Here is a 25,946-nt window from a genome sequence, read left to right as displayed (position 1 = left end):
GCGCATCTCAATCAGCAGCCAAGGCGCCCCAGGAGAAGCCGGGCGGCCAATCCACCGGAGCCACCAGCAAGGCGATCAAGGCTCAGCCACACCCGACCCTCCCGGGCCAGCCAAGAACTTACGGATCGAGGCTCAGGCCGGGCGCAGGTGGGCGCGCCGGCGCAGTACGTCGGCACGCGCACGCTCCTGCTGCTCGCGCAGCCCCTCGAGCATGCGGGCGACGTCGCTGCCGCGCAGGAACGGGCGGGTGCGCGGGCGGTCGTCGTACGCACCGACCTCGACCGCGCGCTCGACCGGCATCGGGTGCCCGAGCTGGATCTCGTAGATCGTCTCGGTGTCGGTGAAGCGCAGTCCGTCGACCGCGGCCCACCGGTGGTGACCGTCGAGGTCGCGCAGGACCACGACCTGGCCCGGCTCGAGCGGCCGCCGGGCGCCGATGAGGCGGTGCGGCACGTCGAGGTGCTCGTGCTGGTCGAGCTGCTGAGTGCTGGCAGGAACGTCGACGAGGTCCATCCGGACCCTCCCCTGGTGTTGCAGTGCTGGCCAGGCGTCCACCCCCATGGAACCGGCCATCTCTCAGTAGACACCCCCGGGGGTGCGGGTCTCAACGAGACCCGCCGGCCGGTCCAGACCGCGATCCGGACCCCGCTTGCCGGACTAAGGGCACCCTCATTTAGGTTTGCCTTACCTATTCTGAGCCTGCCGAGGAGAACCCCATGCGCCCCACCCACGCCCTGCGACCGCTCGCCGCCGCCGGCGTCGTGTCCCTGTTGCTCGCCGCCTGCGGCACCGACGACGGCTCGTCAGCCGTGGATCCCGCCGGCAGTCCCGCTGCCGGGAGCGAGGTTGACGGGACCGACGCCTTCCCCGTCACGATCGAACACGCCTACGGCGAGACCGTCATCGAGGAGCGCCCCGAACGGGTCGCCTCGGTTGCCTGGATGAACCACGAGGTCCCCCTCGCGCTCGGCGTGGTCCCGGTCGGGATGAGCAAGGCCACGTGGGGCGACGACGACGGCGACGGCGTGCTCCCCTGGGTCGAGGCCGAGCTCGAGGAGCTGGGGGCCGAGACCCCGGTCCTGTTCGACGAGACCGAGGGGATCGACTTCGAGGCGGTGGCCGACACCGCGCCGGACGTGATCCTGGCGTCGTACTCCGGCCTCACGCAGGAGGAGTACGACACGCTGTCGCAGATCGCGCCGGTCGTCGCCTTCCCCGAGAACGCCTGGGGCACCTCCTACCAGGACATGATCCGGATGAACTCCCAGGCCATCGGCCTGGCCGAGGAGGGCGAGGCCCTGGTCCAGGAGCTCGACTCCACGGTGACCGAGGCCTTCGCCGAGCACGAGGTGCTGGCGGACAAGAAGGTCGTCTTCAGCTACCTCGACCCCACCGACCTGAGCCAGGTCGGTTTCTACACCAGCCTCGACACCCGTCCCGCCTTCCTCACCGCCTACGGCATGGACACCCCCGACCTGGTCGCCGAGGCCTCCGAGGGGACCGACGAGTTCTACACGACGGTGAGCGCCGAGCAGGCGGACGCGTTCGACGACGTCGACCTGCTCGTGACGTACGGCGACGAGGCCTTCGTCGACGAGGTGCGCTCGGACCCGCTGCTCTCGAAGATCCCCGCCGTGCGCGACGGTGCGATCGCCGTCCTGCCCGACGCGACCCCGCTGGCCGCCGCCGCGAACCCGACCCCGCTGTCGATCACGTTCAACCTCGACGACTACCTCGACCTGCTCGCCGCGCCCCTCGAGGGCTGAGCCGCCCGTCGTGACGCTCCTCGACAGCGACCCGTCGGCACCGGCCGCCGCCTCCCTGCGGCGGCCGGTGCCGGCGCGCGCCCTGTGGGTGCTCCTCGGCCTGGCCCTGCTCGCGCTCTCCGGCGCGGCCTCGGTCGCCTTCGGGGTGCGCGCCGTGGGGCTCCAGGACATCTGGTCGGGCGTCACCGGCAACACCGCGACCATCGCCGAGGCCGCCGTCGCCCAGCGGGTGCCTCGCACGGTGCTGGCCATGCTCGTCGGCGCGGCCCTGGGGGTGTCGGGCGCCGTGATGCAGGGCGTGACCCGCAACCCCCTGGCCGACCCCGGCATCCTGGGCGTCACCACCGGGGCAGCGCTCTTCGTGGTCTCGGGCATCGCCTTCCTCGGCCTCTCCGACCCCACCTCCTACACCTGGGTCGCGATCGCGGGGGCGGCCTGCGCCGCCACCTTCGTGTACGCCGTCGGCTCGCTCGGCCGGGGCGGCGCGACGCCCCTCAAGCTGGCGCTGGCCGGCGCGGCCACGTCGGCTGCGTCCACCTCGCTCATCAGCGCGATCCTGCTGCCCCGCATCGACGTCATGGACTCCTTCCGGTTCTGGCAGATCGGCGGCGTCGGGGGTGCAGAGACCGCCAGGACCCTGCAGGTGCTGCCGTTCCTGGTCGTCGGCGCCCTGGTGTCCTTCGCCGCGGCACGGGGGTTGGACTCCCTGGCGCTCGGCGACGAACTGGCCCGAGGACTGGGCCAGAAGGTCGGCCGCACCCGGCTCCTGGCCGCCGTCGGGGCGATCACCCTGGCCGGCGCCGCCACCGCCGTGGCCGGCCCGATCGGGTTCGTCGGCCTGGCGGTGCCGCACCTGTGCCGGCTGCTCGTCGGCACCGACCACCGGTGGCTGCTGCCGTTCTCCGCCGTCGCCGGGGCCACGCTGCTCACCGCCGCCGACGTCGTGGGGCGACTGGTGGCGCGGCCGGCCGAGCTCGACGTCGGCATCGTGACCGCGCTGCTCGGCGCCCCCGTCTTCATCTGGATCGTGCGACGACAGAAGGTGCGTGCGTTGTGACCTCCCTGCTCGACCCCACCGGGCTCACGGCCGCCGACGTCACGCGTGGCCGTCGCGCGCGACGTCGCCGCCGCGGGACCGTGGTGGCGGTGCTCGCGCTGCTCGTGGTCGCCCTGTTCTGCACCAGCCTGATGGTCGGCAACACCTTCTACAGCCCGACCGAGGTGTGGGCGGTGGTGCGCGGGGAGACGGTGCCCGGCGCCTCCTTCACCGTCGGTGTCCTGCGGCTTCCGCGCGCCACCATGGCGCTGCTGGTCGGGATCGCCTTCGGCCTGGGCGGCGTCACCTTCCAGACGATGCTGCGCAACCCCCTCGCCGCACCCGACGTCATCGGCATCAGCTCTGGCGCGAGCGCCGCAGCCGTCGTCGGCCTCGTCCTGCTCGAGCTGTCCGAGACGATGACATCGGTCGTGGCCATCACCGCCGCCCTCGCGACCGCGCTGCTGATCTACCTGCTGGCCTTCAAGGACGGGGTCGTCGGGACGCGGCTGGTGCTGATCGGCATCGGCATCGCCGCGATGCTCGACAGCGTCGTCGCCTACGTCATCGTGCGCGCCGCCCAGTGGGACCTCCAGGTCGCGATGCGCTGGCTGACCGGCTCGCTCAACAACGCCACCTGGGAGCAGGTCCGCCCGCTCGCGCTGGCCCTCGTGGTGGTCGCGCCCCTCCTGCTGCGCCAGGCCAGGAACCTCGAGCTGCTCCAGCACGGGGACGACTCCGCCGCCGCGCTCGGCGTCCGCGTCGAGCGCACCCGGCTGCTCTGCATCGTGACCGCGGTCGTGCTCATCGCCTTCGCCACGGCCGCCTCAGGGCCGATCGCGTTCGTGGCGTTCCTCGCCGGGCCGATCGCCGCACGCGTGGTCGGGCCGGGCGGCTCGCTCATGGTCCCGGCTGCCCTGGTCGGCGCGATCCTCGTGCTCGCCGCCGACCTGGCCGGGCAGTTCGCCTTCGACGCCCGCTACCCGGTCGGGGTCGTCACGGGCGTGCTCGGAGCGCCGTACCTCGTCTACCTGCTCGTCCGCACCCACCGCGCCGGAGGCTCGCTGTGACCGACTCCCCCACCGCCACCGCCCCACGCCACCGGTTGAGGGTCGAGGGTGTCACTCTCGGGTACGGCGAGCGCACCGTCGTCCAGGACGTCGACCTCGACGTGGCGCCGGGCCGGATCACCTGCATCGTCGGCGCCAACGCCTGCGGCAAGTCGACCCTGCTGCGCGCGATGGCCCGGCTGCTGAAGCCGCGCGCGGGCCACGTCGTGCTCGACGGCAGGGACCTCCACGCGCTGCCCACCAAGCAGGTGGCACGCACCCTGGGCCTGCTGCCGCAGTCCCCTATCGCGCCGGAGGGGATCGTGGTGGCCGACCTGGTTGCGCGTGGCCGCCACCCGCACCAGGGCGTGCTCGCGCGGTGGACGGCGGCGGACGAGGAGGCGGTCGCCGAGGCGCTCCGCCTCACCGACACCGCGGCGCTCGCCGACCGCTGCGTCGACGAGCTCTCCGGCGGGCAGCGCCAGCGGGTCTGGATCGCGATGGCGCTGGCCCAGCAGACCGACCTGCTGCTGCTCGACGAGCCCACGACGTTCCTCGACGTGAGCCACCAGATCGACGTGCTGGACCTGCTGACCGACCTCAACCGGCAACGCGGGACGACCATCGTCATGGTCCTGCACGACCTCAACCTCGCCGCGAGGTACGCCGACCACCTGGTCGCCGTGCGCGCCGGCCGCGTCCACGCGAACGGCATCCCGGCCGAGGTGCTGACCGCAGACGTCGTGCGTGACGTCTTCGGCATGGAGTCCCAGGTGGTCGAGGACCCGGTCTCGGGCAAGCCGATCGTGCTGCCGATCGGGCGGCACCACGTGCTGGACCGGGTCTGCTGAGCGCAGCCCGGCGAGAGCGTCAGCGCAGCCGCGCCACCCGGAACCGGACCGGCTCGTCCAGCACCTCGGCCGGGACCGTGGCGGTGTCGGCCAGGTGCTCCTCGAGCCGCGGGGTCGAGCCGCCCGCCAGGAAGCGGCTGCGCTCGCGGGTGAGGAACGGCAGGCGGATCGCCGCCTCGTCGACGACCACGTCGCTGCCGGTGGGGGTGTGCACCCACCACCCGGCGTCGGCGCCGCTGAGCAGCACCCCGATCCGATGGCCGCGGGCCAGGCGCCAGTCCTGGCCGTAGAGCGGCAGGGAGTACGACGTAGAGCCGGCGTCCCGCACGAGCTGGGTGCCCCGGCTGATCACCGTGGCGGTGCCGTCGGGGGCGATGTCGTAGACGAGCGCGACGAGGTTCGCCCGGGGCAGGGTCGTGGTGACGCTGACGTCCAGCCGCGGCTCGCCGGCGATCCAGGCCGGGCGGCGCAGCGGCGCGGAGACCGACCAGACACCCTGACCCGCGTCGGGTCCGGTGGCGGTGTTGGCCCCGTCGTCGGCGTACGAGCCGGTGTTCAGCACCGTGCGCAGGGAGCGGACGTCGCTGGGCGGCCAGACCGCCTCGCGGCGCCAGCGGCCGAGGTTGTCCTGGACCTGGACGCCGGGCCGGGCCGCCCGCACGGACCGGCCGCGCTCACCGAGCAGGTGCTTGTCGAGGAAGGCCTCGACCTGCCGGGCGAAGACCATCGGGTCGCGTCCGACCTGCGGGCGCCCCTCGGCGTCGGTCTCCCACCCGCGGACGTGGTCGAACTGCCCGAACCAACCGATGTTGTGCCGCCCGCGCAGCCCGGACCAGTAGTCGAAGGCGCGGTCGGGCTTGGTGTTGGTCTCCAGGAAGCCCTGGGTCAGCAGCACCGGCAGCCGCGACCCGCGGGAGGTCGGCACGAGGTCGCGCTCGACCCAGAACGCCGAGCCCTCCACGTCGTCCTGCTGCTGGCCGATGTTGAGCGCGTGGCACGGGGTGAGGGGCGCACCGGTCAGCTGGTACTCCGGGGAATCGGCCAGCGAGCCGGGGAACAGGTCGTTGGCCTGGAAGACCACCGGGGTGCCGACGGAGTTCGCGAAGCGCACGCCGCGGTTGTAGAGGTAGGAGTAGCCCGAGAAGACCGGCTCCATCGCGATCACGGCCTCGAGTCCGTCGGGGCGCCGCGAGACACCCATCAGCCCGGTCCAGGCGTCGTAGGACTTGCCGATGAGCGCGACCTTGCCGGTCGACCACGGCTGGTCCGCGGCCCACTCCACGGCCGCCTCGACCGCACCCTGCTCGGCCGGCCCGCCCCAGTCGTTGCAGCCGCCGCTGCCCCCGGTGCCGGGCAGGTCGACCATCACGTAGGTGTAGCCCTCGTCCAGCGCGCCGGTGAGGTCGAGGAAGTCGTAGAACCGCTCGCTCGGGGGCTCGCCCATCGGGTCGGGGGCCGAGACGCCCCCGGAGTGGCTGGTGTAGGGGCTGACGGTGAGGACGACCGGGGTCTCCACGTCGTCGGCGAGCCCCGCGGGGCGCAGGACGTCGGCGTGCAGCGTGGTGCCGTCGGGGGTCTGGAAGTACACCTCGGTCCAGGTCGCGTCCTCGCGCTCGGCCGCCTGCGCCGGCGCGTGGGTGAGCGCGGGGAGGAGCAGGGGGACGGCGGCCAGGGAGAGCAGGGCGGTGGCGAGCGGCGTACGACGCATGCCGGGTCAACGACGCCCGGCCGTCCAGGGCACGCCTCGAGGCACGCCGGGCTGGGTACCGTGGCGGCATGAGCGACGTCGCCGTCTCGCACGCACCCGACCAGAGCCGGTTCGAGGCCCATCTCGACGGAGGGCTGGCCGGCTTCGCGGAGTACCAGCTGGCCGAGGGGCTGATCGTCTTCACCCACACCGAGGTCGACCCCGCGTTCGAGGGCAGGGGTGTCGGCTCCGCCCTGGCCCGCGGCGCGCTCGACGCGGTGCGGGCCGGCGAGGAGCCCCTGGGCCCGCGCAAGGTCATCGCCACCTGCCCGTTCATCAAGGGCTGGATCGACAAGCACCCCGACTACGCCGACCTGCTGTACGGCGCCCGCGAGCGGTGAGCGCCGCCCGGCCCGCGCGCCGCGCCCTCCGGGTCGTCCCCCTCCTGGGGCCGCTCCTGGTGCTCGGTGCCTGCTCCGAGGCCCCTGAGGCCGGCCCGGGCGAGCCCCTCGACGTCACGCACACGCACGGCCTGGCGGTCGACCCCGAGGACCCGGGCCGCGTCTTCGTCGCCACCCACGAGGGCTTCGGCGTGTGGACGGAGTCCGGTGTCGAACGGGTCAGCGAGAGCAACGCCGACTTCATGGGCTTCACCGTCGGCCCCGGCGGCACCTTCTACGGCTCCGGGCACCCGGGCCGTGGCGAGGACGGCCCCTCCTCGGTGGGACTGGTCTCCTCCACGGACGGCGGTCGCACCTGGGAGCCGGTGTCACTGTCCGGGGAGGCCGACTTCCACGCGCTGGCCGCCGACGAGGACGGGATCGTGGGGTACGACGCCGCCACCGGCCAGCTGCGCCTGAGCCCGGACGGTGAGCAGTGGGAGGACTTCGACGCGCCGGCCGGCTTCCTCGACCTCGCCGCCGACCCCCGCTCCGAGCGCTTCCTCGGCACCACCGGACAGGGCGTGCTGGTGGCGAGCGAGGACGGCGGCCGCACCTTCGAGCCCGTGCCGGACGCACCCCGGCTGCTGCTGGTCGACTTCTTCACCGACGGCACGGTCGTGGGCGTGGCCGCCGACGGGTCGTTGCAGGTCGGGCTCGGCGAGGGGTCCTGGGAAGCCGCGGGCGGCCGGGCCGGCGAGGAGCTGCAGGCGATGACGGTCGGGCCCGACGACACCGTGTGGGTCCTCGACGGGCAGGGGCTGCAGCGCAGCACCGACCGTGGGGCGACCCTGGAGCCGGTCCCCGGCTGGTGAGCCGTACCGGGTCCCGGCAACATCGGTCGCACGACCCGGACCCGCGGGTGAGAGGGGGTCGGAGGTCCCTCGCCGCGGGTTGTCCCGCACGCTTCAATGGAGTCGTGAGCCGTCGCGCCCTCGCTGTCGCCGCAGCCCTCCTCGGGCTGCTGCTGATGCACGGCGTCGGGGGGCACAGCGCTCACGCCGGGCCTGCGCACGCCGGGCTCGCGCACACCGGGCCCGCGCACGACCCGGCCGTGCACGCCGGGTCCTCGCACGACGCGGCCGTGCAGACCTCGGCCGGTCCCCACGGCCTCGCGGGCCAGGCGACGTACGCCGACGCTGCTGGCGCGCCCTGCCCGGGCTCGTGCGCCGGCGACACCGCGGGCCCCCTGCCGCGGCAGGTGGCCGAGGTGCTCATGACCCTGTGCCTGACGGTGCTGCTGACCGTCGCGGGGCTGCTGCTCCTGGGCCTCGGCTGGCGGCGGTCCTCGGTCCTGCGGCTCGACCTGCCCGCGCCCGTGCTCCCGTGGGACGCGGTGCGGCGCGTCCTGCGTCCACCCGACCTGCACGCCCTGTCGGTCCTGCGCTGCTGATCAGCGACGAGCCGGCCGCGCCCGCACGGGACGCCGCGGCCCCCACGCACCCAGCACCCGCACACGACAGACCTGCACGGAAGGAACCACCATGCACGCACGCACCCGCTTCGCCGCCCTGGCCCTGGCCCTGGGCTCGCCCCTCCTGCTGACCGCCTGCGGCGGCGAGGACGACACCGGTGCCGACATCCCGGCCGACGCCGAGTTCAACGCCGCCGACGTCGACTTCGCGACCGGGATGATCCCGCACCACGCCCAGGCGCTGGTGATGGTCGACATGGCCGACGGCCGCGACATCTCCCCTGAGACCGCCGACCTGATGGAGCGCATCGAGGACGCCCAGGGACCCGAGATCGAGCTGATGACCGGCTGGCTCGAGGAGTGGGACCAGCCGGTCCCGGACCTCGGGGACATGAACGGCATGGGCTCGGGCGACATGTCCGACATGGACCACGGCGACATGGACCACGGGGACATGGACGACATGGGCGAGATGGACGGCATGACCGGGATGATGAGCGCCGAGGACATGGCCGACCTCGAGGCCGCCGAGGGCTCCGCCTTCGAGCAGATGTGGCTCTCGATGATGATCGAGCACCACGAGGGCGCCGTGGAGATGGCCGAGGTCGAGGTCGCCGAGGGCGAGTACGACGAGGCCGTCGCGCTCGCCGAGGAGATCATCGAGGCCCAGGAGGCCGAGATCGCCGAGATGGAGGCCCTGCTCGAGGGCTGATCGTCACGAGGGTGGCCGAGCGGGCAGGGCTTCGTGGAAGAGCTGCCCGCTCGGCGTACCCCGCCCGACCCCGGGGCCTCACCCCTGCATGTGAGGCAGGACCTCAACAGCAGGTTCATGGTGGAGTGACTGATCTCAACATACTGTTGAGATATCAACCTCCGGAGGCAGTCATGACCCAGGCACCCCAGATCCACATCGACCGGCAGTCCATCGACGGCACCCCCGACGAGGACGTCGTCGACTGGACCGCGCTCGGCCGCAAGATGTGGGACTTCCTCACCGGCCGCGAGGCCGAGATCCGCTACCACCTCGACGACGTCGTCATCGAGGTCCCGCGCGACACCGGCCCGACCTCGCCCCGCGCGACCTGGAAGCTCTCCGGCACCATCGCCGTCTCCACCTCCGACAACACCACCCGCGGCACCACGGACCGGTCGTGAGGACCTCGGTCGAGGCCGACCTCTGCTTCCGCGTGGAGGATGCCGACGGCCAGCGGATCGACGGGCACCTCACCGGCAGCGGCCAGGTGCTCACCCTGCGCATCGACGACCCGGGCGCCTTCGCCGGCGCCGGTGACGCCGCGGCCGTGCGGTACGTCGCCGACGAGCTCGCCGCCCGCCGGCTCGAGGTCCGCGTCACCGACGGGCGCTCCACGCTGGTGCGCCTCGGCGACGTGCGCGCCCCCTGGTGGCAGCGCCGGCTGACCCGCTCGCGCCACCTGCGCGTCGGCAGCCTCCGCGGCCTCTGGACCGCCGCCCAGGCGCGCGCCCAGGGCCGCGAGCCGGTCCTCCCCAGCCTGCTCTCGGCACCGCCGCCGACCCTCTCGCCGCTCCTGCCGACCTTCGGCGCCCGGCCCCGGCACGTCACCGGCACCCACGACCCGGCCCGCGGCGGCAGCCCGCGGCTCGTGGTCGTGCCCGACCTCGCCGGCCCCGACACACGGCGCACGATCTACTCCCTCGCCGGCGACTGCGGCGACACCTTCCTCATCGGCTCCGCCGAGGACTGCCACATCCGGCTGCCCGGCCTGGCTGCCCACCACTGCCTGGTCGTGCACGACGACGACGACGAGTTCGTGGCCGAGGCCGTCGACGGGGAGGTCCGCGTGCACGGCGCCCGGGTGCAGCAGGGCCTGCTGCGCACCGGCACGCGCCTGGAGCTCGGGGAGCACTGCCTGGCCTTCGCGCGCGAGGAGTACGCCGACCACGGCCGTCCCTACGGCGGACGGATCGGCGGCGAGCTCGGCCACCAGCGCCCCCAGCCCGAGCGGCTCCGGCTGATCCGCGGGGAGGGCTGACCCGGCGTGAGCGCCCTGCCGTCCCAGCCCTCCCGCATGCCCCGCCCTGACGACCGGCCGCCGCCGCTGCCCGGGCGGGCGCTGATGTCGCAGGACTGGCGCGACGTCGGCTTCGTGCACTGGGCCGTCGACCCCGAGCAGGTCGCTCCGCTGCTGCCGCGCGGGGTGCGACCCGACACCCTCGACGGGCGCACCTATGTCGGGCTCGTGCCGTTCACCATGGTCGACGCCGGGCTCGGCCGCGGCCCAGCGGTCCCGTGGCTCGGCACGTTCCTGGAGACCAACGTCCGGGTCTACTCCGTCGACGAGCAGGGCCGCCGCGGGGTGGTCTTCCTCAGCCTCGACTGCGACCGGCTGGTCGTCACCGCCGCTGCCCGGCTCGGGTTCGGCACGCCGTACCGCTGGGCCCGCATGCGGCACACCCACCGACCCGTCGCCGGCGGCACCCGGCACACCTGGGCCTCCACGGTGCGCTGGCCCGCGCCCCCCCGGCGGACCGGCCGCCACCCGGATCGAGCTCCAGGTCGGGGGGCGCCGCGCCCCCACCCCGCTCGACGTCTTCCTCACCGCCCGGTGGGCGCTGCACACCACCGTCGCGCGGCAGGGCCTCTACGTCCGCAACGCCCACGACCCCTGGCCGCTGCACGAGGCCCGGCTGGTCTCCCTCGACGACTCGCTCCTGGCCGTCGCCGGGTTCCCCGGACTCGCCGAGCGGCCCCCGGACCACGTCGCCTTCAGCCCCGGGGTGCACACGGTCTTCACCTTCCCTCGCCGCTGAGTGCTGTGCCTCGCGCACCCGCCGCCCCGCCGCGCGGGGACGTCATACGGGCAGGACGTCCCCCACGGCAGGTCGTATGACGTCCCGTCGCGCCGGCGCGACGGGAGACGGTCAGCCGAGGCTGGCGAGCCCGGTCAGGAGGCGGTCGACCTCGTCGCGGGTGGTGTACGCCGCGAGCCCGACCCGCACCCCGCCGGCGTCCCCGAGGCCCAGTGCCCGTGAGGCCTCCAGCGCGTAGAACGACGAGTGCGGCGCGACCACCCCGCGGTCGGCCGCGCGACGAGCGACCCGCCGGGCGAGTCGAAGCGGGCCAGCTCCTCACGGATCCCGGGGAATTACGCGCGCACGCGCCCCACGTCGTACGTCGTCAGCGGGCTGGTCCCCTCACCGGAAGGCATGACGGCGACTCTGCCAGGGCCGGGGCGGTGCGGCTGCAGCCCGGTGCCGCGAGATTTGTCGGGTGACGTCAGGACCCGGGAGCGCCACGACGAAACTCTGTCGTCGCATGGCCGGGTCTGTCGGGGAGCCGACAAACCCGGCCGCGCGACCTCCGCGAGATTCGTCGGGTGACGTCAGGATCCGGAAGCCCCACGACGAAACTCCGTCGTCCCGTGGCCGGGTCTGTCGGGTAACCGACAAACCCGGCCACGCCCGACCTACCCCGTGCCGCGTGCCTCAGAGGTTCTTGTGCCGCCTCACCCGCAGCGGCCGCTTGGGCAGCTGGGTGGCCCGGCCGTGCAGCACGGCGAGGAGGGTGGCGACCTGGGCGTCCTGCTCGGGGGTCCGCTCGAAGGTGGTGAGGTTGAGCGGCGCCTTGAACCGCGTGCGGGTGACCGCCTTGGCGTAGCAGAACTCCCGCAGCCCGTCGGGGCCGTGGATCCGGCCGAAGCCGGAGTCGCCGACGCCGCCGAAGGGCAGGCCCGGGACGGCGGCGAAGGAGATGACCGAGTTGATCGCGGTCATGCCCGTGCGCAGTCGCCGCGCGATCTCCTCGCCGCGGGAGGCGGAGAAGACCGACGAGCCCAGGCCGTACTTCCCGACGTTGACCCGCTCGATCGCCTCGTCCATCGACCGCACACGGTTGACCACGACGGTCGGGCCGAAGGTCTCCTCGCACACGGCCTCGGAGTCCTCGGGCACGTCGACGAGCACGGTCGGCTGGACGAACCGGTCACCCACCGCCTCGGGCCCGCCGACCACCGCGCGGCCGCCCTTGGCGATCGCGTCGTCGACGTGACGGCGTACGACGTCGAGCTGGGACGGCATGGTCATCGGGCCGTAGTTCGCGGCCGGGTCGTGGCCCGAGCGCACCTCGCGCGCGCGTCGGGTCAGCGCGTCCAGGAAAGCGTCGTGGACCTTGTCGTGGACGTAGACCCGCTCGATGCCGGTGCAGGTCTGGCCGGCGTTGGAGAAGGCACCCCACGCAGCGGCGTCGGCGGCGGCCTCGATGTCGGCGTCCTCGTCGACGAGCATGGCGTCCTTGCCACCGGCCTCGATGACGACCGGCACGAGCCGCTCGGCGCAGGCCGCCATGACCCGCTTGCCGGTGGCCGTGGAGCCGGTGAAGGCGACCTTGTCGACGTCGGCACGGCACAGCGCGGCACCGGTCGAGCCGTTGCCGGTCACGACCTGGAGCAGGTCGTGGCCGGGCACGACCTCGCGCAGGCTGTCGGCCAGCCAGTGACCGACGCCGGGGGTGAGCTCGCTGGGCTTGAACACCACGGTGTTGCCGGCGCCGAGGGCGTAGGCGATCGAGCCCATCGGCGTGAAGACGGGGTAGTTCCAGGGACCGATGACGCCGACGACACCGAGCGGGCGGTACTCCACGGAAGCCGCCTGGTTGGCCAGCAGCAGACCCGCGAAGACCTTCTTGGGGCCGAGCACCTTCTTGGCGTGCGAGGCGATCCAGGCGAGGTGGTCAATGGCCAGCGCGGCCTCGAGCTGGGCGTCACCGTGCGGCTTGCCGGTCTCGCGGTGCACGACGTCGACGAGGGCGGCGACGCGGCGGGCGAGCACTCCGCGCCACTGGTCGAGCACCTCCTTGCGGCCCTCGAAGCCCAGCCCCTCCCACCAGGACGCCGACGCGCGGGCGCGGGCGACCGCGGCGTCGACGTCGGCGGCGGTGTGGACGGGGTAGGTGCCGACGACCTCGCCGGTCGCGGGGTTGAGCGAGGTGAAGGTGTCCGAGCTGGTGGGACGGTCGTCGAGCTGGGTCATCGGGCGGTCCTTCCGCGCAGGAGGTCGGCGGCCTTCTCGCCGATCATGATGGAGGGGGCGTTGGTGTTGCCGCGGGTGACCATCGGCATCACGGAGGCGTCGGCGACCCGCAGGCCCTCGACGCCGCGCACCTTGAGCTCGGGGTCGACGACGGCGCGCTCGTCCGAGCCCATCGCGCAGGTCCCGACCGGGTGGTAGAGCGTCTGGGTCTCGGCGCGCAGGTGCGCCTCGAGCTGGGCGTCGGTGGGGTCGACGCCCCAGCCGCGCATGGTCGGCAGCAGCCCGTCCTCGACGTGCTTGGCCAGCGGGCCGCTGTGCACCGTGTCGAGAAGCCGCCGCATGCCGGCGACCATCGCGTCGAGGTCGACCTGGTCGTCGTAGTAGCCGGCATCGATCTCGGGGTGCCAGCGCGGGTCGGTGCCGCGCAGGCGCACCGAGCCGCGGCTGGCGACGTGCACCAACGTCGGGGCCACGGTCACGCAGCGGGCGGTCGCCTCGTGCAGGCCGTTCGCATAGAAGGCGCTCGGCGCGACGTGCACCTGCAGGTCGGGGGCGGGCAGCTCGTTGCGGGTCTTGAAGAACCCGCCGCCCTCGCCGACGTTGGACGTCAGCGGACCGGTGCCGCGGGTCTTGGCCCGCAGGAACTGCACCAGGTTGTTGTGGTCGAGCAGGTCCCCGATGTCGCGGGTGCGGAAGACCATCGGCAGCGCCGGGTGGTCGTGCAGGTTGGCCCCGACGGTCGGCAGGTCGACGATCACGTCCACCCCGACCTCGCGCAGGTGCTCGCCGGGACCGATGCCCGACAGCATGAGCAGCTGCGGACTGTTGACGGCCCCGCCGCTCAGGACGACCTCCGCCTCGACAAACGCCGTGCGGCGGGTGCCCTCGAGCTCGTACTCCACTCCCGTCGCGCGGCCCCCCTCCACGACGACCCTGTGCGCCAGCGCGCCCGTGTGGACCGTGAGGTTGGGGCGCGACATCGCCGGCTCGAGGTAGGCCTTGGCCGTCGACCAGCGACGACCCTTCTTGCACGTGACCTGGTAGAGCCCGGCGCCCTCCTGCTCGGCGCCGTTGAAGTCGTCGGTGGGCTTGAAGCCGGACGCGACCGCCGACTCGACCCACATGCTGGTGAGCGGGTGGGTGTAGCCGCGGTCCTCCACGTGGAGCGGGCCGTCCTGGCCGTGGTACGGCCCGCCGAGGCGGGTGTTGCCCTCGGAGCGGACGAAGTAGGGCAGCACGTCCTCGTAGCCCCAACCGGTCGCGCCGTAGTCGTCGCGCCAGGTGTCGAAGTCGTGCCGGTTGCCGCGGATGTAGATCATCGCGTTCATCGACGAGCAGCCGCCGAGGGCCTTCATCCGCGGCCAGTGCGCGCGACGTCCCTCGAGCTGCTTCTGCTCGGTGGTGTGGTAGTTCCAGTCCCACTTGGTGCGGAAGAGGTTGGCGAAGGCCGCGGGGACCGTCACCTCGTCGGCGTTGGCCGGCGGACCGGCCTCCAGCAGCAGCACCCGGGTGCGCGGGCTCTCGGTGAGCCGGGCGGCCACCACGGCACCGGCACTGCCGGCCCCCACCACCACGTAGTCGTAGGTCTCCCGCTCGGGCACGCGTCCTCCTCGGTGTCGATCGCTGTCACCGGCGTACGCCGGGTGCGTGCCCTCGAACCTAGATCGCTGTGACTCCAATCACCAGGGGTTGGTCGGGTGGGTCCACCGATCGGACAGGGACCCTTGTCAGACCGTGCTGGCCTCGGCGACCAGGTCGCGCTCGACCGTCGAGACCGGCGCCAGCACCTCGACCGGCTGCGACTTGCCCTTCAGCGCCAGCTCCCCGCGCGAGACGAGGGCGTGCGGACGGGTGAGCAGGTCGCGGGTGGCGGCGGTGAGCAGCACGTCGTCGCCCGTGTCGCGGGTGGCGGCCTCGACCCGGGCCGCGACGTTGACGACGTCGCCGATGACCGAGAAGTTCAGCCGTCCCGCCCCGCCGATCGGGCCGGCCACGACCGGGCCCGAGTTGATGCCGGCGGCGACCCGCAGGCCGGTCGAGCCGAGGTGCACCGCGTCGAGGATCATCCGCGCGGCGTCGAGGGCACGGTCGGCGTGGTCGGGCTGCGTGGCGGGGGCGCCGAAGACGGCCATCAGCCCGTCGCCGATGAACTTGTCGACGTGGCCGCCGTAGGCCTCCACGACCGGCACCATCTCCGCGAAGAGTCCGTTGAGGGTCTCCACGACCTCGGCGGCCGGCCGGCGCTCGGCGTACCTCGTGAAGCCGCGGACGTCGACGAACAGCACCGAGACCTCGACCTCGAAGCCCTCCTGCGGGACCTCGCCGGCCAGGATCAGCCGCACGATCTCGCGGTCGACGTAGGTGCCGAAGTGCTCGCGCAGCTCCTCGCGCTCGGCCAGGCCACGCGCCATCGTGTTGAAGTCGCGGGCGAGCTCGCCGAGCTCGTCGTTGCTGAGCACCGGCGCCCGGGCGGCGAGGTCGCCGTCGCGCACCCGCGCGAGCTGGGTCCGCACGTCCAGCAGCGGACGGGTGATGCTGCCGGTGAGCAGCCCGGTGAGCTCGAAGGACATGAAGAGCCCGATCGCCATCGACACCCCGACGGTCAGTACGAGCCGCCCCGAGGGGGACCCGTCGTCGGAGCCGAGCCCCACGAGACCGCCCACGAGCACCGCGGAGGTGGTGGTGTACGCCGGCACCGCGAGCATCAGCCGCTTGCGCAGCGGCAGCCCCCGCGCGGAGAACGTGAAGTCGTCGGGCAGCGCCGAGGCCACGTGCTCGACCACGGGCAGCAGCAGCCGTTCGCCGATGGAGTAGGACAGGACCGTCGCGTACAGCCCGGGGATCACGCCCGCCAGCAGCACCGCCGCGAGACCGCCCCAGCCGAGGTCCCACCACGCGGCGGCCGCGAGCCCCGTGGGGACGACGGAGAGCAGCACGACGACGGCCGAGGACCGGCGGTACTGCTCCAGGGTCAGCGTCGTCACCACCTCCCACGCCTTCGCAGTCTCCCGCGGGGTCGGGTGGGTCAGCCGGATCCACTCCCCCAGCCCCCGCCGCTCGTCCCGCGCCCGCCACGCCGCCAGCACCACGGAGCAGGCCGACACGACCGCACCGACGGCCGCGACCGCAGCCACCGCACCCAGGTCGGGGCGGTAGAAGGTGGCGATGATCGCCACCGAGATGACCGCGATCCCGACCGACTCGGCCACCGTCACGCCGACCACGGCGACGGGATAGCGCGAGCCCAGCGCGGCGTACCCGCGACGGGTCAGGGCGTCGATCACCCCTCCAGTGTGGCCGACTTTGCCCCCAGGGCACCGGGATCGCGACCGGACCGACCACCGGGGGCGCCCGGCACCGCGCGAGGATGGCCGCATGGTCAACCTGCTGCTCTCGGTCACCTTCGGGTGCGGGGTGCTCATCGCCGTCGCCCACGTGGCCAACCGGCTCTTCGTGGCGCCTGTCTACGACGTGGTGCTCAACCTGGTCGCCTTCGTCTCCTCCACCGTCGCCTCCAGCCTGCTGGGCCACGTCGTCCCCGCCCTGCTGTCGGCGCTCGCGCTGCTGTGCTGGGTGGTGCTGGCGCGGCGTACCTGGCTGTCCGACCCCGTACGCCGGCGGCAGGGCCACCTCGCCGCGCACTGAGCCCGGCGCCGGTGGCCGGCGCGGGCGGGAGCGCGCGGCTGGTCTGGTCCACTCCTCCACCGCTCGGTAACAGAAGTACCGGCCGGTTCCACCGGGGCCGTCCCCGGCCGATCATGGAGGCATGACCGGACGCTGCGAGCTCTTCCTCAGCAACGGCTCGCGCTGCCGCGGGTCCGTGCTGGCGAGGTGCGCCGAGGACGGTGCCGCCTTCTGCGCGGCTCACCGCGGCTTCCGCCGTGGCGTCCCGACCGCCGACTGGTGCGCGGCCTGCGAGGGTGCGACCCCCGAGGCCCGCCGCGAGGCCCGTGCGATCGCCGCCGACCAGGACGTCGCCGCCGTGGCCCTGGTCCAGGACCCGGCCCGCATCGCCGAGCTCGTCCGCGCCCGCGGCGTGCAGACCCACGCGGGCACCACCGCCAAGGTCGCGACGGGCTGGCTCCGCGGCCGCCGCGCCGAGGCCGAGGACACCCGCTTCTGGCTGGTCACCCTCGAGCCCGACCCCGACCACCCCGGCCAGGAGGAGGGTCTCGGCCTCACCACCCAGGGCGCCTGGGTCCGGCACGTCTGGCCGGCCAGCTCCGGCCTCCCGCCGACCCTCGTCCACGGCGTCATGCCCACCGAGAACGGCGCCCGCCAGCTCGTCCGCTGGCTGCACCGCCACAACGTCGATCTCCCCGGCTGACCCGTCACCCGCACGAGAGTCGGGCGTGCGGCGCCACGCCCCCGAGAGCACCACCGCGCGCCGGGGCCGGCCGACGGCGCCCCCGGAGGAGCGTGGATGGGCCTGGCCCCCGGCTCGTGAGGGACGAACGAGCCGGGTGGTTGCGACGAAGGGGGCGCCGTCGGCCGGCGCCGGCGCGCCACCGGGTTCCTCGGGGGCGTGGTGCCGCACACCCCACCCGAGTCACCCGAGGACCCAGCCTCAGCCCTTCTGCAGCTCCACCGCCATCCGCTCCATCAGCGCCGTCAGCCCCTTGAACGGCCGCACCATCACGGCGAACTCGGTGATCCGCCCGTCCTCGCCCCACGTCAGCATGTCCACCCCGTCGACGGCGATCCCGTCGAGGTCGGCGGCGAACTGCAGGACCGCCGAGTCCTCGGCGTACCACTCGCGCCGGTAGGTCAGGGTCGGCCCGAGGACGACCAGCGCGGCGGAGAGGTACGCCGTGGTGAGGGCCTTGCCGACCTGCGGGGTGTGGACCGCGGGCGAGCGGAAGACGCAGTCCTCGTCCAGCAGCGCATCGAGCCCGGCGGGGTCGCGGGCAGCGGCGAGCGCGTGCCACGCGACGACAGTGGGAGGGGTGTCCATGACCGGACCCTAGGGCCGCGGCCGGATCAGCGCGGCAGGAACCGGTTGCCCGCGCGCAGCGCCCCCCGCTTGACCCGCTCGGCGACCCGGCCGACCGAGGCGGGGACGGCACCCGGGGTGCGGGGCAGGGCGACCGAGACCGGGTCGCCGACCCGTACGAGACCGGTCAGGGTCGTCTCGGCGTAGACCCCCAGGCACCGATCGCCGACCCGCGAGACCGCCTTCGACACGGCAGGGTCGGCGGGGAGCCCACCGGCCTGCTCGCGCAGCGGCACGGTGCACCGCACGGTCGGGATCTCCGCGCGCAGCCCCACCTCTCCGACCCGCAGCGTCCCGCCGACCCAGGCCTGCTCGGCCAGCCCCGCAGCCGCGCCGTCGACCAGCAGGTTGGGGCGGAAGCGGCGTACGTCCACCTCGGCCGCACCCGCGTGCTCGGCGACCGCGCGCAGGCTGGAGGAGGTGAGGACGTGGACGGGGTAGGCGTCGGCGAAGGTGCCGACCGGCGTCGCGTAGACCGCCAGCTCGGCGAGCTTGCGCAGGGGGAACATCGACAGGTCCGGCAGCGGGTCGCCCTCGGCGAGGCCGAACTGCTTCCTCAGGTCCTCCTGCGAGGCCAGCACCCCGCGGTAGGCCGCCTTGTCGTGCAGCGGCGGCAGCGGCACGAGCGAGACGCGGGTGTCGACCAGCTCGGAGAGCGCGGCGTCCAGGCGGGTGCCGTCGCGGCTGCCGATCTCGGTGCCGTCGGGCAGCGTGACCGCCACGTGCGCGACGTCGCCCGGCCCGACGCCCGCCGGCGGCTCGGCCTCGAAGCGGGCGGTGCACAGCAGCAGCCGGGGCAGCCGGCGGGCGGTGGTGACGACCCCGAGCGCGAGGTCGCGCACTGCCCACATCCGGTCCGCGTGCAGCCCGCGGGGCCCGACGGCGCACTCGGTCAGCTGCTCGCCGCCCATCGACTTCACCGGGAAGCGCCAGAGCTCGCGGAGCGTGCCGGCGGCGTACGACGGCGCGGTGGTCTCGCTCACGCGACCGAGGCTAGGGGCGTGACGGACCTGTGTCGCCTGCTCACCCCTCCCGGCGTGAGCCTCGTCTCGGCCCGGACCCGGAAGGTTCCACACACCTTGGAACGTTCCACCCTGCATGAGCGACAACAGCAACTCCGCCGTGTTCCAGTCCGTCCGGGTCGGCTCCTGGGAGCTGCCGCAGCGGTTCGTGATGGCCCCACTGACGCGCAACCGCTCGCCCGAGACCGTCCCCACCGAGCTCAACGCCCGCTACTACGCCCAGCGCGCCGGCGCCGGCCTGATCATCAGCGAGGGCACCCAGCCCAGCGCGGTCGGCCAGGGCTACCTCGGCACGCCCGGCATCCACTCCGACGAGCAGGTCGCCGGCTGGCGGCGTACGGCGGAGGCGGTCCACGCCGAGGGCGGCCGGATCGTCGTCCAGCTCATGCACGCCGGCCGGGTCGCGCACCCCGACAACAAGGGCGGCCTCGAGTCGGTCGCGCCCAGCGCCATCGCCGCGCCCGGCGAGATGATCACCGCCGGCGGCTCCTTCCCGCACCCCGAGCCGCGTGCGCTCGGCACCGACGAGATCCCCGGGATCGTCGAGGAGTTCGTCCACGCGGCCGAGCAGGCCGTGGCCGCCGGTGTCGACGGGGTGGAGGTCCACTCCGCCAACGGCTACCTGCTGCACCAGTTCCTCTCCCCGGTCAGCAACACCCGCTCCGACTCCTACGGCGGCTCCCCCGAGGCCCGCGCCCGCCTCACCGTCGAGGTGACCCGCGCGGTGGCCGAGGCGATCGGCGCCGACAAGGTCGGCATCCGGATCAGCCCCGCCCACAACATCCAGGGCGTGCTCGAGGAGGACGCCGAGGACACCCGTGCGACCTACGAGGCCGTCATCGACGGCATCAAGGACCTCGGCCTGGCCTACCTCTCGATCCTGGCCGACCCGCGCGGCGAGCTGACCCAGGACCTCCGGCGGCGCTTCGGCGGACCCGTGGTCCTGAACTCCGGCTTCGCCAGCCCGACCACCTTCGAGGAGGTCCAGGAGCTCATCACCGAGGACCTCGCGGACCTGGTCGCCGTGGGCCGCCCGTTCCTGGCCAACCCCGACCTCGCCGAGCGCTGGCGTCGTGGGGCCGAGCTGAACGAGGCCGACCCCAGCACCTTCTACGGCGGCGGCGCCGAGGGCTACACCGACTACCCCGTGCTCGAGGAGTCGTCCGCGGCCTGACGCCACGCCCCCAGGTCCCGTCGCCCGATCCCGGCGGCGGCACGGCCGGCGCCCGCGCGTCGACCACGACGAGGCCCCCGACCCGGTGATCCCGGGGCGGGGGCCTCGTGCGTGCGGGCGGAGGCGTTGACGTCGACGCCTACCGGTGCTTTCATCGTCAGGTGGCGATGACAACGACGAGCAGCATCGACGACGGGACCGTGACCGTCGAGCCCGCCGCCCTCTCGGCAGCGGCCTGCCTCTTCCAGGGTCTCTCGGACCCCTCGCGGCTGACGATCCTCCAGCACCTGCTCACCGGCGAGCACCGCGTCGTCGACCTGGTCGGCCACCTCGGCCTGGCGCAGTCGACGGTCTCCAAGCACCTGGCCTGCCTGCGGGACTGCGGGCTCGTGACCTCGCGCCCCGAGGGGCGCGCGACCGTGTGGTCGCTGACCCACGAGCGCGAGGTGCTCGACCTGCTGGCCGCCGCCGAGCGACTGCTCGCGGCGACCGGCGACGCAGTCGTGCTGTGCCCGACGTACGGCGCCGGGCGCGAGCGCCAGGGGGCGCGGCGATGAGCGCCCACGTCCACACCACGGCGATCCCCTCCGCGGAGCGGGCCCGGCTCGGACGTCGCGCCCAGCTGCTGGCTGGCGCCTCCGTGGCCTACAACCTGGTCGAGGCGGTCGTCGCGGTCGCCGCCGGGATCGTCGCCGGCTCGGTCGCCCTCGTCGGCTTCGGCCTCGACTCGGTCGTCGAGGTCTCCAGCGGGCTGATCATCCTGTGGCAGTTCCGCCACCGGCTGCCGGAGTCTCGGGAGCGCCAGGCCCTGCGGCTGATGGCGCTCTCGTTCTTCGCGCTGGCGGCGTACGTCGGGTTCGAGTCGGTCCGGGCACTGCTCGTCGGCCACGACTCCGAGACCTCGCGCGTCGGCATCGGGCTGGCGATCGCCTCCCTGTGCGTCATGCCCTTCCTGTCCTGGGCCCAGCGGCGTACCGGCCGGGCGCTGGGCTCCCACGCCGTCGTCGCCGACTCCACCCAGACGCTGCTGTGCACCTACCTCTCCGCAGTCCTGCTGGTCGGCCTGGTGCTCAACGCGACCCTCGGCTGGTCGTGGGCCGACCCGGTGGCCGGCCTGGTCATCGCCGCGGTCGCGGTCAAAGAGGGGCGCGAGGCCTGGCGCGGGGAGAGCTGCTGCGGTCCCGCCGCCCCCGCGACGGGCGACGTGCAGCCGGTCGGCTCCGTGTGCTGCAGCGACTGCTCGTGCGGCGACCCGGCACCCCCGGTCCTGGCGCTCGGGGAGAGGATCGAGCCGTGACCTCCCAGCACGACGTCGACGACCTGCTCGTGGACGAGGACCCCGGGCTCCCGCCCGCCACCGACTACGCCGGCTTCTTCGACCGCACCCTGCGTTGGCTGCTGACGGCGACCGGCGTCGTGGGCCTCGTGGCGGCCTTCACGCTCACCGTCGAGAAGATCGCGCTCATCGCGGACCCCGACTACGTCCCCACCTGCAGCATCAGCCCGGTGCTCAGCTGCGGCTCGATCATGAGCACCGAGCAGGCCGAGCTCTTCGGCTTCCCCAACCCGCTCATCGGGCTGGTCGCCTTCGCCGTCCTCATCACCTCCGGCGTGGTGCTCTCCACCGGGGCGCGGCTGCCGCGGTGGTACTGGCTGGGCCTGCAGGTGGGCGCCACCCTCGGCCTGGTCTTCGTGGCCTGGCTGGTCGAGGAGAGCCTCTACGACATCGGCGCCCTGTGCCCCTACTGCATGGTCGTGTGGGCCGTGGTGATCCCGGCCTTCTGGTACGTCACGCTCGCCAACCTCACCGGCGGTCGGCTCGGCCGGCGCGCGGCCGACAGCCGCGCGGTCGGCGTGCTCGCCGAGAACCACGCCGTCGTGCTGATGGGCTTCTACCTCGTCGTGGTCGTCCTGGTGCTCCAGCGGTTCTGGGACTACTGGGTCAGCCTGGTCTGAGCCGCCGCCGGTCGGGGTGCGAGCGCAGCGAGCCGCGAGACCCGCCGCCACGACGGCGTACGCCGGCACGACGAAGGCCCCCGAGCTGGTGCTCGGGGGCCTTCGTGTCCTGCGCGCCTGTAGGGATTCGAACCCCAAACCTTCTGATCCGTAGTCAGATGCTCTATCCGTTGAGCTACAGGCGCCCATCCTGCGCGGGGCTGCCGCGAGGACTGGTTGATCTTAGCGAACCCTCGCGCGGGCGCCGAATCGGGGCCGATCCGGTGGTCGCTCCGGGGACGTGCCCAGGAGAGCCCGATCCAGCCTGTGACCTGGCCCACGAGTCTTGGCTCGATCCAATATGCGGACGCGAACGTCCGAAGTTAGGGTCACGCCAGCCGGGCGGAGCCCTCGTCTCGAGCGGTGGGCCCGGCACTCGCGAGCGTGGCCGGCAACGGCGCCACAGGTCCACCTCGAACCCCATCCAGGCGAGACCCGAAGAGGCCCGATGACCGTCACGCAGGACTCCCTCGACCTCAGCGACGCCCCCACGACGCACGAAGGCATCCTGTCCTTCGTCCGTGAGGTGGCCGCGCTGACCCAGCCCGACGCCATCCACTGGTGCACCGGGTCCGACGAGGAGTGGACGATGCTGACCGAGGCCCTCGAGGCCACCGGCACGTTCACCCGGCTCAACCCCTCGATCAAGCCGAACTCCTTCTACGCCGCCAGCGACCCGATCGACGTCGCGCGCGTGGAGGACCGCACCTACATCTGCTCGGTCGACGAGAAGGACTGCGGGCCCACCAACAACTGGATGGACCCCGAGCAGATGAAGGGGATCATGCGCGGCCTCTACGAGGGCTGCATGCGTGGTCGCACGATGTACGTCATCCCCTTCGTCATGGGGCACCTCGAGGCCGAGCGCCCGATGTTCGGCATCGAGCTGACCGACTCGGCGTACGTCACCGCCTCGATGCGCGTCATGGCCCGCATGGGCACGCAGGTGCTCGACAAGATGACCGAGACGAACGCCGACTACGTGCAGGCGATCCACTCGGTCGGCATGCCGCTGGCCGAGGGCCAGGCCGACGTCGCGTGGCCGTGCAACGACACGAAGTACATCGTGCAGTTCCCCGAGGAGCGCGCGATCTGGTCCTTCGGCTCCGGGTACGGCGGCAACGCGCTGCTCGGCAAGAAGTGCTACGCGCTACGGATCGCGTCGGTGATGGCGCGCGACGAGGGCTGGCTCGCCGAGCACATGCTGATCCTGAAGCTCACCAGCCCCCAGGGCGTCGTGAAGTACGTCGCCGCGGCCTTCCCGAGCGCCTGCGGCAAGACCAACCTCGCCATGCTCAAGCCGACCATCCCCGGCTGGAAGGTCGAGTCCATCGGCGACGACATCGCCTGGATGCGGATCGGCGAGGACGGGCGTCTGTGGGCGGTCAACCCCGAGTACGGCTTCTTCGGCGTCGCCCCCGGCACCAACGAGCACACCAACCCGCACGCGATGGCCACCATCAACAAGGGCAACTCGGTCTTCACCAACGTCGCCCTGACCGAGGACGGCGACGTGTGGTGGGAGGGCCTGGAGAACCCGCCGGCCAGGGCGACCTCGTGGAAGGGCGAGCCCTGGACCCCGGACTCCGAGGAGCTGTCCAGCCACCCCAACAGCCGCTACTGCACCCCGATCAAGCAGTGCGACATCCTCGCCCCGGAGTTCGACGACCCGCGCGGCGTCCCGATCGACGCGATCCTCTTCGGCGGCCGTCGCAAGACCACCATCCCGCTGCTGTTCGAGGCCCGCGACTGGACCCACGGCACCTTCCTCGGCGCGACGCTCTCCTCGGAGACGACCGCCGCGGCGATCGGCGCGACCGGCGTCGTGCGCCGCGACCCGATGGCGATGCTGCCCTTCATCGGCTACAACGCCGGCGACTACTTCAGCCACTGGATCGCGATGGGCAAGGACAACGACGAGTCCAAGCTGCCGAAGATCTTCTACGTCAACTGGTTCCGTCGCGACGAGGACGGCGGCTTCCTGTGGCCGGGCTTCGGCGAGAACTCCCGCGTCCTGAAGTGGGTCGTGGAGCGCCTCGACGGCCAGGCCGCCGCGGTCGAGACCCCCATCGGCCACGTCCCGGCGCCGGGCTCGCTCGACACCGACGGCCTCGACATGACCGAGGAGGCGCTGGCCGCCGCCCTGCACGTCGACGTGGAGGAGTGGAAGGCCGAGGTGCCGCAGATCCAGGAGTGGTTCGAGAAGTTCGGCGACGACCTCCCGACCGTCCTGTGGTCCGAGCTCGACGGCCTCAAGGCGCGCCTGGGCATGTGAGTCCTTCGCTCCGCCGGAGCCTGAGCGAGCCCGTCCCGGTCGTCCGGGGCGGGCTCGCTGCGTGATGGGGGCAGGACCGGCCAGTTGCAGGAATGTGCAACGCTTGGCCACCTCGGGACGGATCGACGAAGGGAGCGCCCCGGTGTCGACGTACGGGCCGGAGCAGCGGGCCCTGCTGGAGTCCGAGGGCCTGGCGTTCTTCGAGCGGGTCCTCGAGGAGGACGGCATCGCCGTCGACGACGAGCGGATCGCCGAGGGCGGTCCCGACCGGGCGGCGCTGGAGCTGCTGAGCAGCCTCGGGCTGCTCCTGCTCGACCCCGGCGCCGACCGCTGGCTGCCCGAGGACCCCGCCCGCGCCCAGTCGCGCGTGGTCTCCCCGCTGGCCAGCGAGAGCGCCCGGCTGCTGCAGGAGTCCGGCGACTGGGCCGAGGCGTTCACCGGCGTCACGACCGCCTGGCGCCGCGCCCCCCGCTCCGACGCCCGCGGCCCGTTCACCTACCTGCGCGACGAGGCCATCGGCACCTTCCTCGCCGGACTGGTCGCCGAGGTCGAGACCGAGATCCTCACGGCGCAGCCGCAGGCCGGTCGCGACCCGCAGACGCTGGCCGCCGCCGCCCTGCGCGACGTCGCCGCCCTCGAGCGCGGGGTCAAGATCCGCACGCTCTACCAGCACTCCGCGCGACGGTCCTCGGTCACCCACAAGTACGTCGCCGACGTGACCGCCCGCGGCGCGGAGGTGCGCACGCTGGACGAGTTCTTCAACCGGATGATCATCGTCGACCGCCGGGTCGCGCTCATCCCGGGCGCGGAGGACCTGCGGGTGGCGGTCGCCGTGCGCGAGCCGTCGACCATCGCCTACCTCGTCGACGTCTTCGAGCGGGCCTGGGAGCGCGGGCGACCGTTCGGCGACCGCGAGACCTCGATGCTCAAGGACATCGCCGCCGAGCAGCGCGCCATGACGATCCGGATGCTCATCGAGGGTCACGCCGACCCGGTCTCGGCCAAGCGGCTGGGCGTCAGCCCCCGCACGTACGCCGGCTACGTGGCCGACCTCAAGGCCGAGTTCGGGGTGCAGACCCGCTTCCAGATCGGCTACGCGATGGGACGGCTCGGCATCACCGGGAGCGAGCGACCCGGCGAGGAGCCGTCGCCAGACGGCGTACCCGGCGGCGCCGGGAGCCCCAGCACAGAAGACTGACCCGGCGCCGGGGGACGTCCGGGCGCCGGGTCAGGTGTC

Annotated in this window: 27 protein-coding genes, 1 tRNA gene and 1 pseudogene; 20 read left to right on the top strand and 9 right to left on the bottom strand. The window is 73.3% G+C overall.

The genetic code is table 11. From position 1 onward, the window contains the following. Positions 1-132: 132 nt before the first annotated feature. Positions 133-513, bottom strand: a complete 381-nt coding sequence (locus ACYVID_RS13910) for a hypothetical protein (protein WP_460738001.1) — start codon at positions 511-513, stop codon at positions 133-135. A gap of 203 nt (positions 514-716) precedes the next feature. Here ACYVID_RS13910 and ACYVID_RS13905 point away from each other — a divergent pair, with 203 nt between their 5' ends. Genes ACYVID_RS13905 through ACYVID_RS13890 form a run of 4 tightly spaced genes read left to right on the top strand, consistent with a single transcriptional unit; the run spans position 717 to position 4,702 of the window. Further along, a complete protein-coding gene (locus ACYVID_RS13905) occupies positions 717-1,766 on the top strand; it encodes an iron-siderophore ABC transporter substrate-binding protein (protein ID WP_460737999.1) in 1,050 nt (349 codons plus the stop codon). 10 nt (positions 1,767-1,776) lie between these two features. Beyond that, a complete protein-coding gene (locus tag ACYVID_RS13900) occupies positions 1,777-2,823 on the top strand; it encodes a FecCD family ABC transporter permease (protein WP_460737997.1) in 1,047 nt (348 codons plus the stop codon). Continuing rightward, on the top strand, positions 2,820-3,872 hold the full coding sequence (locus ACYVID_RS13895) for a FecCD family ABC transporter permease (RefSeq protein WP_460737995.1): 1,053 nt from the start codon (positions 2,820-2,822) through the stop codon (positions 3,870-3,872). Before ACYVID_RS13900 ends, ACYVID_RS13895 begins: the two co-directional genes overlap by 4 nt. Further along, a complete protein-coding gene (locus ACYVID_RS13890; protein ID WP_460737993.1) occupies positions 3,869-4,702 on the top strand; it encodes an ABC transporter ATP-binding protein in 834 nt (277 codons plus the stop codon). The genes ACYVID_RS13895 and ACYVID_RS13890 overlap by 4 nt, the downstream gene beginning before the upstream one ends. Positions 4,703-4,721: 19 nt before the next feature. Here the strand turns inward: ACYVID_RS13890 and ACYVID_RS13885 are convergent, their stop codons facing one another. Next, on the bottom strand, positions 4,722-6,410 hold the full coding sequence (locus ACYVID_RS13885; protein ID WP_460737991.1) for a CocE/NonD family hydrolase: 1,689 nt from the start codon (positions 6,408-6,410) through the stop codon (positions 4,722-4,724). Positions 6,411-6,478: 68 nt separating this feature from the next. Between ACYVID_RS13885 and ACYVID_RS13880 the strand changes: the two genes are divergently transcribed. The 8 genes and pseudogenes from ACYVID_RS13880 to ACYVID_RS13845 all read left to right on the top strand — a co-directional run bounded on the left by ACYVID_RS13880 (position 6,479) and on the right by ACYVID_RS13845 (position 11,033). Then, positions 6,479-6,790, top strand: a complete 312-nt coding sequence (locus tag ACYVID_RS13880) for a GNAT family N-acetyltransferase (RefSeq protein WP_460737989.1) — start codon at positions 6,479-6,481, stop codon at positions 6,788-6,790. Then, the gene (locus ACYVID_RS13875) at positions 6,787-7,644 is read left to right on the top strand and encodes a F510_1955 family glycosylhydrolase (protein WP_460737987.1); all 858 of its coding nucleotides are present in this window, start codon (positions 6,787-6,789) and stop codon (positions 7,642-7,644) included. The genes ACYVID_RS13880 and ACYVID_RS13875 overlap by 4 nt, the downstream gene beginning before the upstream one ends. Before the next feature lie 104 nt (positions 7,645-7,748). Beyond that, a complete protein-coding gene (locus tag ACYVID_RS13870) occupies positions 7,749-8,222 on the top strand; it encodes a hypothetical protein (protein WP_460737985.1) in 474 nt (157 codons plus the stop codon). Between the two features lie 91 nt (positions 8,223-8,313). Then, positions 8,314-8,955, top strand: a complete 642-nt coding sequence (locus ACYVID_RS13865; protein WP_460737984.1) for a DUF305 domain-containing protein — start codon at positions 8,314-8,316, stop codon at positions 8,953-8,955. A 173-nt stretch (positions 8,956-9,128) separates the two neighbouring features. Beyond that, positions 9,129-9,398, top strand: coding sequence for a hypothetical protein (locus ACYVID_RS13860; RefSeq protein WP_460737982.1), 270 nt, complete (start codon positions 9,129-9,131; stop codon positions 9,396-9,398). Next, entirely contained in the window at positions 9,395-10,255 is an 861-nt protein-coding gene (locus tag ACYVID_RS13855; protein ID WP_460737980.1) for an FHA domain-containing protein, read from the top strand. Before ACYVID_RS13860 ends, ACYVID_RS13855 begins: the two co-directional genes overlap by 4 nt. A gap of 36 nt (positions 10,256-10,291) precedes the next feature. Then, positions 10,292-10,663 (top strand): annotated as a pseudogene (locus tag ACYVID_RS13850) (YqjF family protein); the annotation flags it as partial. Next, entirely contained in the window at positions 10,626-11,033 is a 408-nt protein-coding gene (locus ACYVID_RS13845; RefSeq protein WP_460738007.1) for a DUF2071 domain-containing protein, read from the top strand. The pseudogene ACYVID_RS13850 and the gene ACYVID_RS13845, both read left to right, overlap by 38 nt. Positions 11,034-11,144: 111 nt before the next feature. Here ACYVID_RS13845 and ACYVID_RS13840 read toward each other — a convergent pair whose 3' ends face one another. The 4 genes from ACYVID_RS13840 to ACYVID_RS13825 all read right to left on the bottom strand — a co-directional run bounded on the left by ACYVID_RS13840 (position 11,145) and on the right by ACYVID_RS13825 (position 16,534). Next, a complete protein-coding gene (locus tag ACYVID_RS13840; RefSeq protein ID WP_460737978.1) occupies positions 11,145-11,294 on the bottom strand; it encodes a hypothetical protein in 150 nt (49 codons plus the stop codon). Between the two features lie 414 nt (positions 11,295-11,708). Continuing rightward, positions 11,709-13,250: an aldehyde dehydrogenase family protein gene (locus ACYVID_RS13835; protein ID WP_460737976.1), complete on the bottom strand. Its 1,542-nt coding sequence runs from the start codon at positions 13,248-13,250 to the stop codon at positions 11,709-11,711. Next, positions 13,247-14,851: a GMC family oxidoreductase gene (locus ACYVID_RS13830; protein ID WP_460737974.1), complete on the bottom strand. Its 1,605-nt coding sequence runs from the start codon at positions 14,849-14,851 to the stop codon at positions 13,247-13,249. Before ACYVID_RS13830 ends, ACYVID_RS13835 begins: the two co-directional genes overlap by 4 nt. Positions 14,852-14,977: 126 nt before the next feature. Further along, positions 14,978-16,534: an adenylate/guanylate cyclase domain-containing protein gene (locus tag ACYVID_RS13825; protein WP_460737972.1), complete on the bottom strand. Its 1,557-nt coding sequence runs from the start codon at positions 16,532-16,534 to the stop codon at positions 14,978-14,980. Positions 16,535-16,625: 91 nt separating this feature from the next. On the opposite strand from ACYVID_RS13825, the gene ACYVID_RS13820 reads away from it, so the two are divergent. Both ACYVID_RS13820 and ACYVID_RS13815 read left to right on the top strand, forming a co-directional pair. Continuing rightward, entirely contained in the window at positions 16,626-16,895 is a 270-nt protein-coding gene (locus tag ACYVID_RS13820; protein ID WP_460737970.1) for a hypothetical protein, read from the top strand. Between the two features lie 121 nt (positions 16,896-17,016). Beyond that, positions 17,017-17,577, top strand: coding sequence for a hypothetical protein (locus ACYVID_RS13815; RefSeq protein ID WP_460737968.1), 561 nt, complete (start codon positions 17,017-17,019; stop codon positions 17,575-17,577). A gap of 240 nt (positions 17,578-17,817) precedes the next feature. Here ACYVID_RS13815 and ACYVID_RS13810 read toward each other — a convergent pair whose 3' ends face one another. Both ACYVID_RS13810 and ACYVID_RS13805 read right to left on the bottom strand, forming a co-directional pair. After that, complete coding sequence (locus ACYVID_RS13810) at positions 17,818-18,204, bottom strand: nuclear transport factor 2 family protein (protein ID WP_460737966.1); 387 nt, start codon at positions 18,202-18,204, stop codon at positions 17,818-17,820. 26 nt (positions 18,205-18,230) lie between these two features. After that, complete coding sequence (locus ACYVID_RS13805) at positions 18,231-19,226, bottom strand: MOSC domain-containing protein (RefSeq protein ID WP_460737964.1); 996 nt, start codon at positions 19,224-19,226, stop codon at positions 18,231-18,233. Positions 19,227-19,341: 115 nt separating this feature from the next. On the opposite strand from ACYVID_RS13805, the gene ACYVID_RS13800 reads away from it, so the two are divergent. From ACYVID_RS13800 to ACYVID_RS13785, 4 genes are all read left to right on the top strand, one after another. Next, entirely contained in the window at positions 19,342-20,439 is a 1,098-nt protein-coding gene (locus ACYVID_RS13800) for an alkene reductase (protein WP_460737962.1), read from the top strand. A gap of 167 nt (positions 20,440-20,606) precedes the next feature. Then, positions 20,607-20,996: an ArsR/SmtB family transcription factor gene (locus ACYVID_RS13795; protein ID WP_460737960.1), complete on the top strand. Its 390-nt coding sequence runs from the start codon at positions 20,607-20,609 to the stop codon at positions 20,994-20,996. Next, a complete protein-coding gene (locus tag ACYVID_RS13790; protein ID WP_460737958.1) occupies positions 20,993-21,736 on the top strand; it encodes a cation diffusion facilitator family transporter in 744 nt (247 codons plus the stop codon). Before ACYVID_RS13795 ends, ACYVID_RS13790 begins: the two co-directional genes overlap by 4 nt. Continuing rightward, positions 21,733-22,395 carry a vitamin K epoxide reductase family protein gene (locus ACYVID_RS13785; protein WP_460737956.1) on the top strand — a complete coding sequence of 221 codons (663 nt, stop codon included), beginning with the start codon at positions 21,733-21,735 and terminating at the stop codon, positions 22,393-22,395. The genes ACYVID_RS13790 and ACYVID_RS13785 overlap by 4 nt, the downstream gene beginning before the upstream one ends. A gap of 112 nt (positions 22,396-22,507) precedes the next feature. Here ACYVID_RS13785 and ACYVID_RS13780 read toward each other — a convergent pair. Next, positions 22,508-22,580 (bottom strand) — tRNA-Arg (locus tag ACYVID_RS13780). Between the two features lie 302 nt (positions 22,581-22,882). Between ACYVID_RS13780 and ACYVID_RS13775 the strand changes: the two genes are divergently transcribed. Together ACYVID_RS13775 and ACYVID_RS13770 are read left to right on the top strand one after the other, a co-directional pair. Beyond that, entirely contained in the window at positions 22,883-24,709 is a 1,827-nt protein-coding gene (locus ACYVID_RS13775) for a phosphoenolpyruvate carboxykinase (GTP) (RefSeq protein ID WP_460737954.1), read from the top strand. Positions 24,710-24,812: 103 nt separating this feature from the next. Continuing rightward, complete coding sequence (locus ACYVID_RS13770) at positions 24,813-25,907, top strand: LuxR family transcriptional regulator (RefSeq protein WP_460737952.1); 1,095 nt, start codon at positions 24,813-24,815, stop codon at positions 25,905-25,907. The last annotated feature ends 39 nt before the right edge of the window (positions 25,908-25,946 follow it).

Source organism: Nocardioides ginkgobilobae, assembly GCF_054781275.1.
Note: the sequence above shows the minus strand (reverse complement) of the source record. Positions and strands in the feature narration are given on the sequence as shown.

Bases quoted from the DNA above. Each gene is read 5' to 3' on its own strand.
- ACYVID_RS13795 (WP_460737960.1), top strand. From the start codon at position 20,607: ATGACAACGACGAGCAGCATCGACGACGGGACCGTGACCGTCGAGCCC.
- ACYVID_RS13860 (WP_460737982.1), top strand. From the start codon at position 9,129: ATGACCCAGGCACCCCAGATCCACATCGACCGGCAGTCCATCGACGGC.
- ACYVID_RS13905 (WP_460737999.1), top strand. From the start codon at position 717: ATGCGCCCCACCCACGCCCTGCGACCGCTCGCCGCCGCCGGCGTCGTG.
- ACYVID_RS13880 (WP_460737989.1), top strand. From the start codon at position 6,479: ATGAGCGACGTCGCCGTCTCGCACGCACCCGACCAGAGCCGGTTCGAG.
- ACYVID_RS13820 (WP_460737970.1), top strand. From the start codon at position 16,626: ATGGTCAACCTGCTGCTCTCGGTCACCTTCGGGTGCGGGGTGCTCATC.
- ACYVID_RS13835 (WP_460737976.1), bottom strand. From the start codon at position 13,250: ATGACCCAGCTCGACGACCGTCCCACCAGCTCGGACACCTTCACCTCG.
- ACYVID_RS13800 (WP_460737962.1), top strand. From the start codon at position 19,342: ATGAGCGACAACAGCAACTCCGCCGTGTTCCAGTCCGTCCGGGTCGGC.
- ACYVID_RS13810 (WP_460737966.1), bottom strand. From the start codon at position 18,204: ATGGACACCCCTCCCACTGTCGTCGCGTGGCACGCGCTCGCCGCTGCC.
- ACYVID_RS13885 (WP_460737991.1), bottom strand. From the start codon at position 6,410: ATGCGTCGTACGCCGCTCGCCACCGCCCTGCTCTCCCTGGCCGCCGTC.
- ACYVID_RS13775 (WP_460737954.1), top strand. From the start codon at position 22,883: ATGACCGTCACGCAGGACTCCCTCGACCTCAGCGACGCCCCCACGACG.
- ACYVID_RS13865 (WP_460737984.1), top strand. From the start codon at position 8,314: ATGCACGCACGCACCCGCTTCGCCGCCCTGGCCCTGGCCCTGGGCTCG.
- ACYVID_RS13910 (WP_460738001.1), bottom strand. From the start codon at position 513: ATGGACCTCGTCGACGTTCCTGCCAGCACTCAGCAGCTCGACCAGCAC.
- ACYVID_RS13815 (WP_460737968.1), top strand. From the start codon at position 17,017: ATGACCGGACGCTGCGAGCTCTTCCTCAGCAACGGCTCGCGCTGCCGC.
- ACYVID_RS13790 (WP_460737958.1), top strand. From the start codon at position 20,993: ATGAGCGCCCACGTCCACACCACGGCGATCCCCTCCGCGGAGCGGGCC.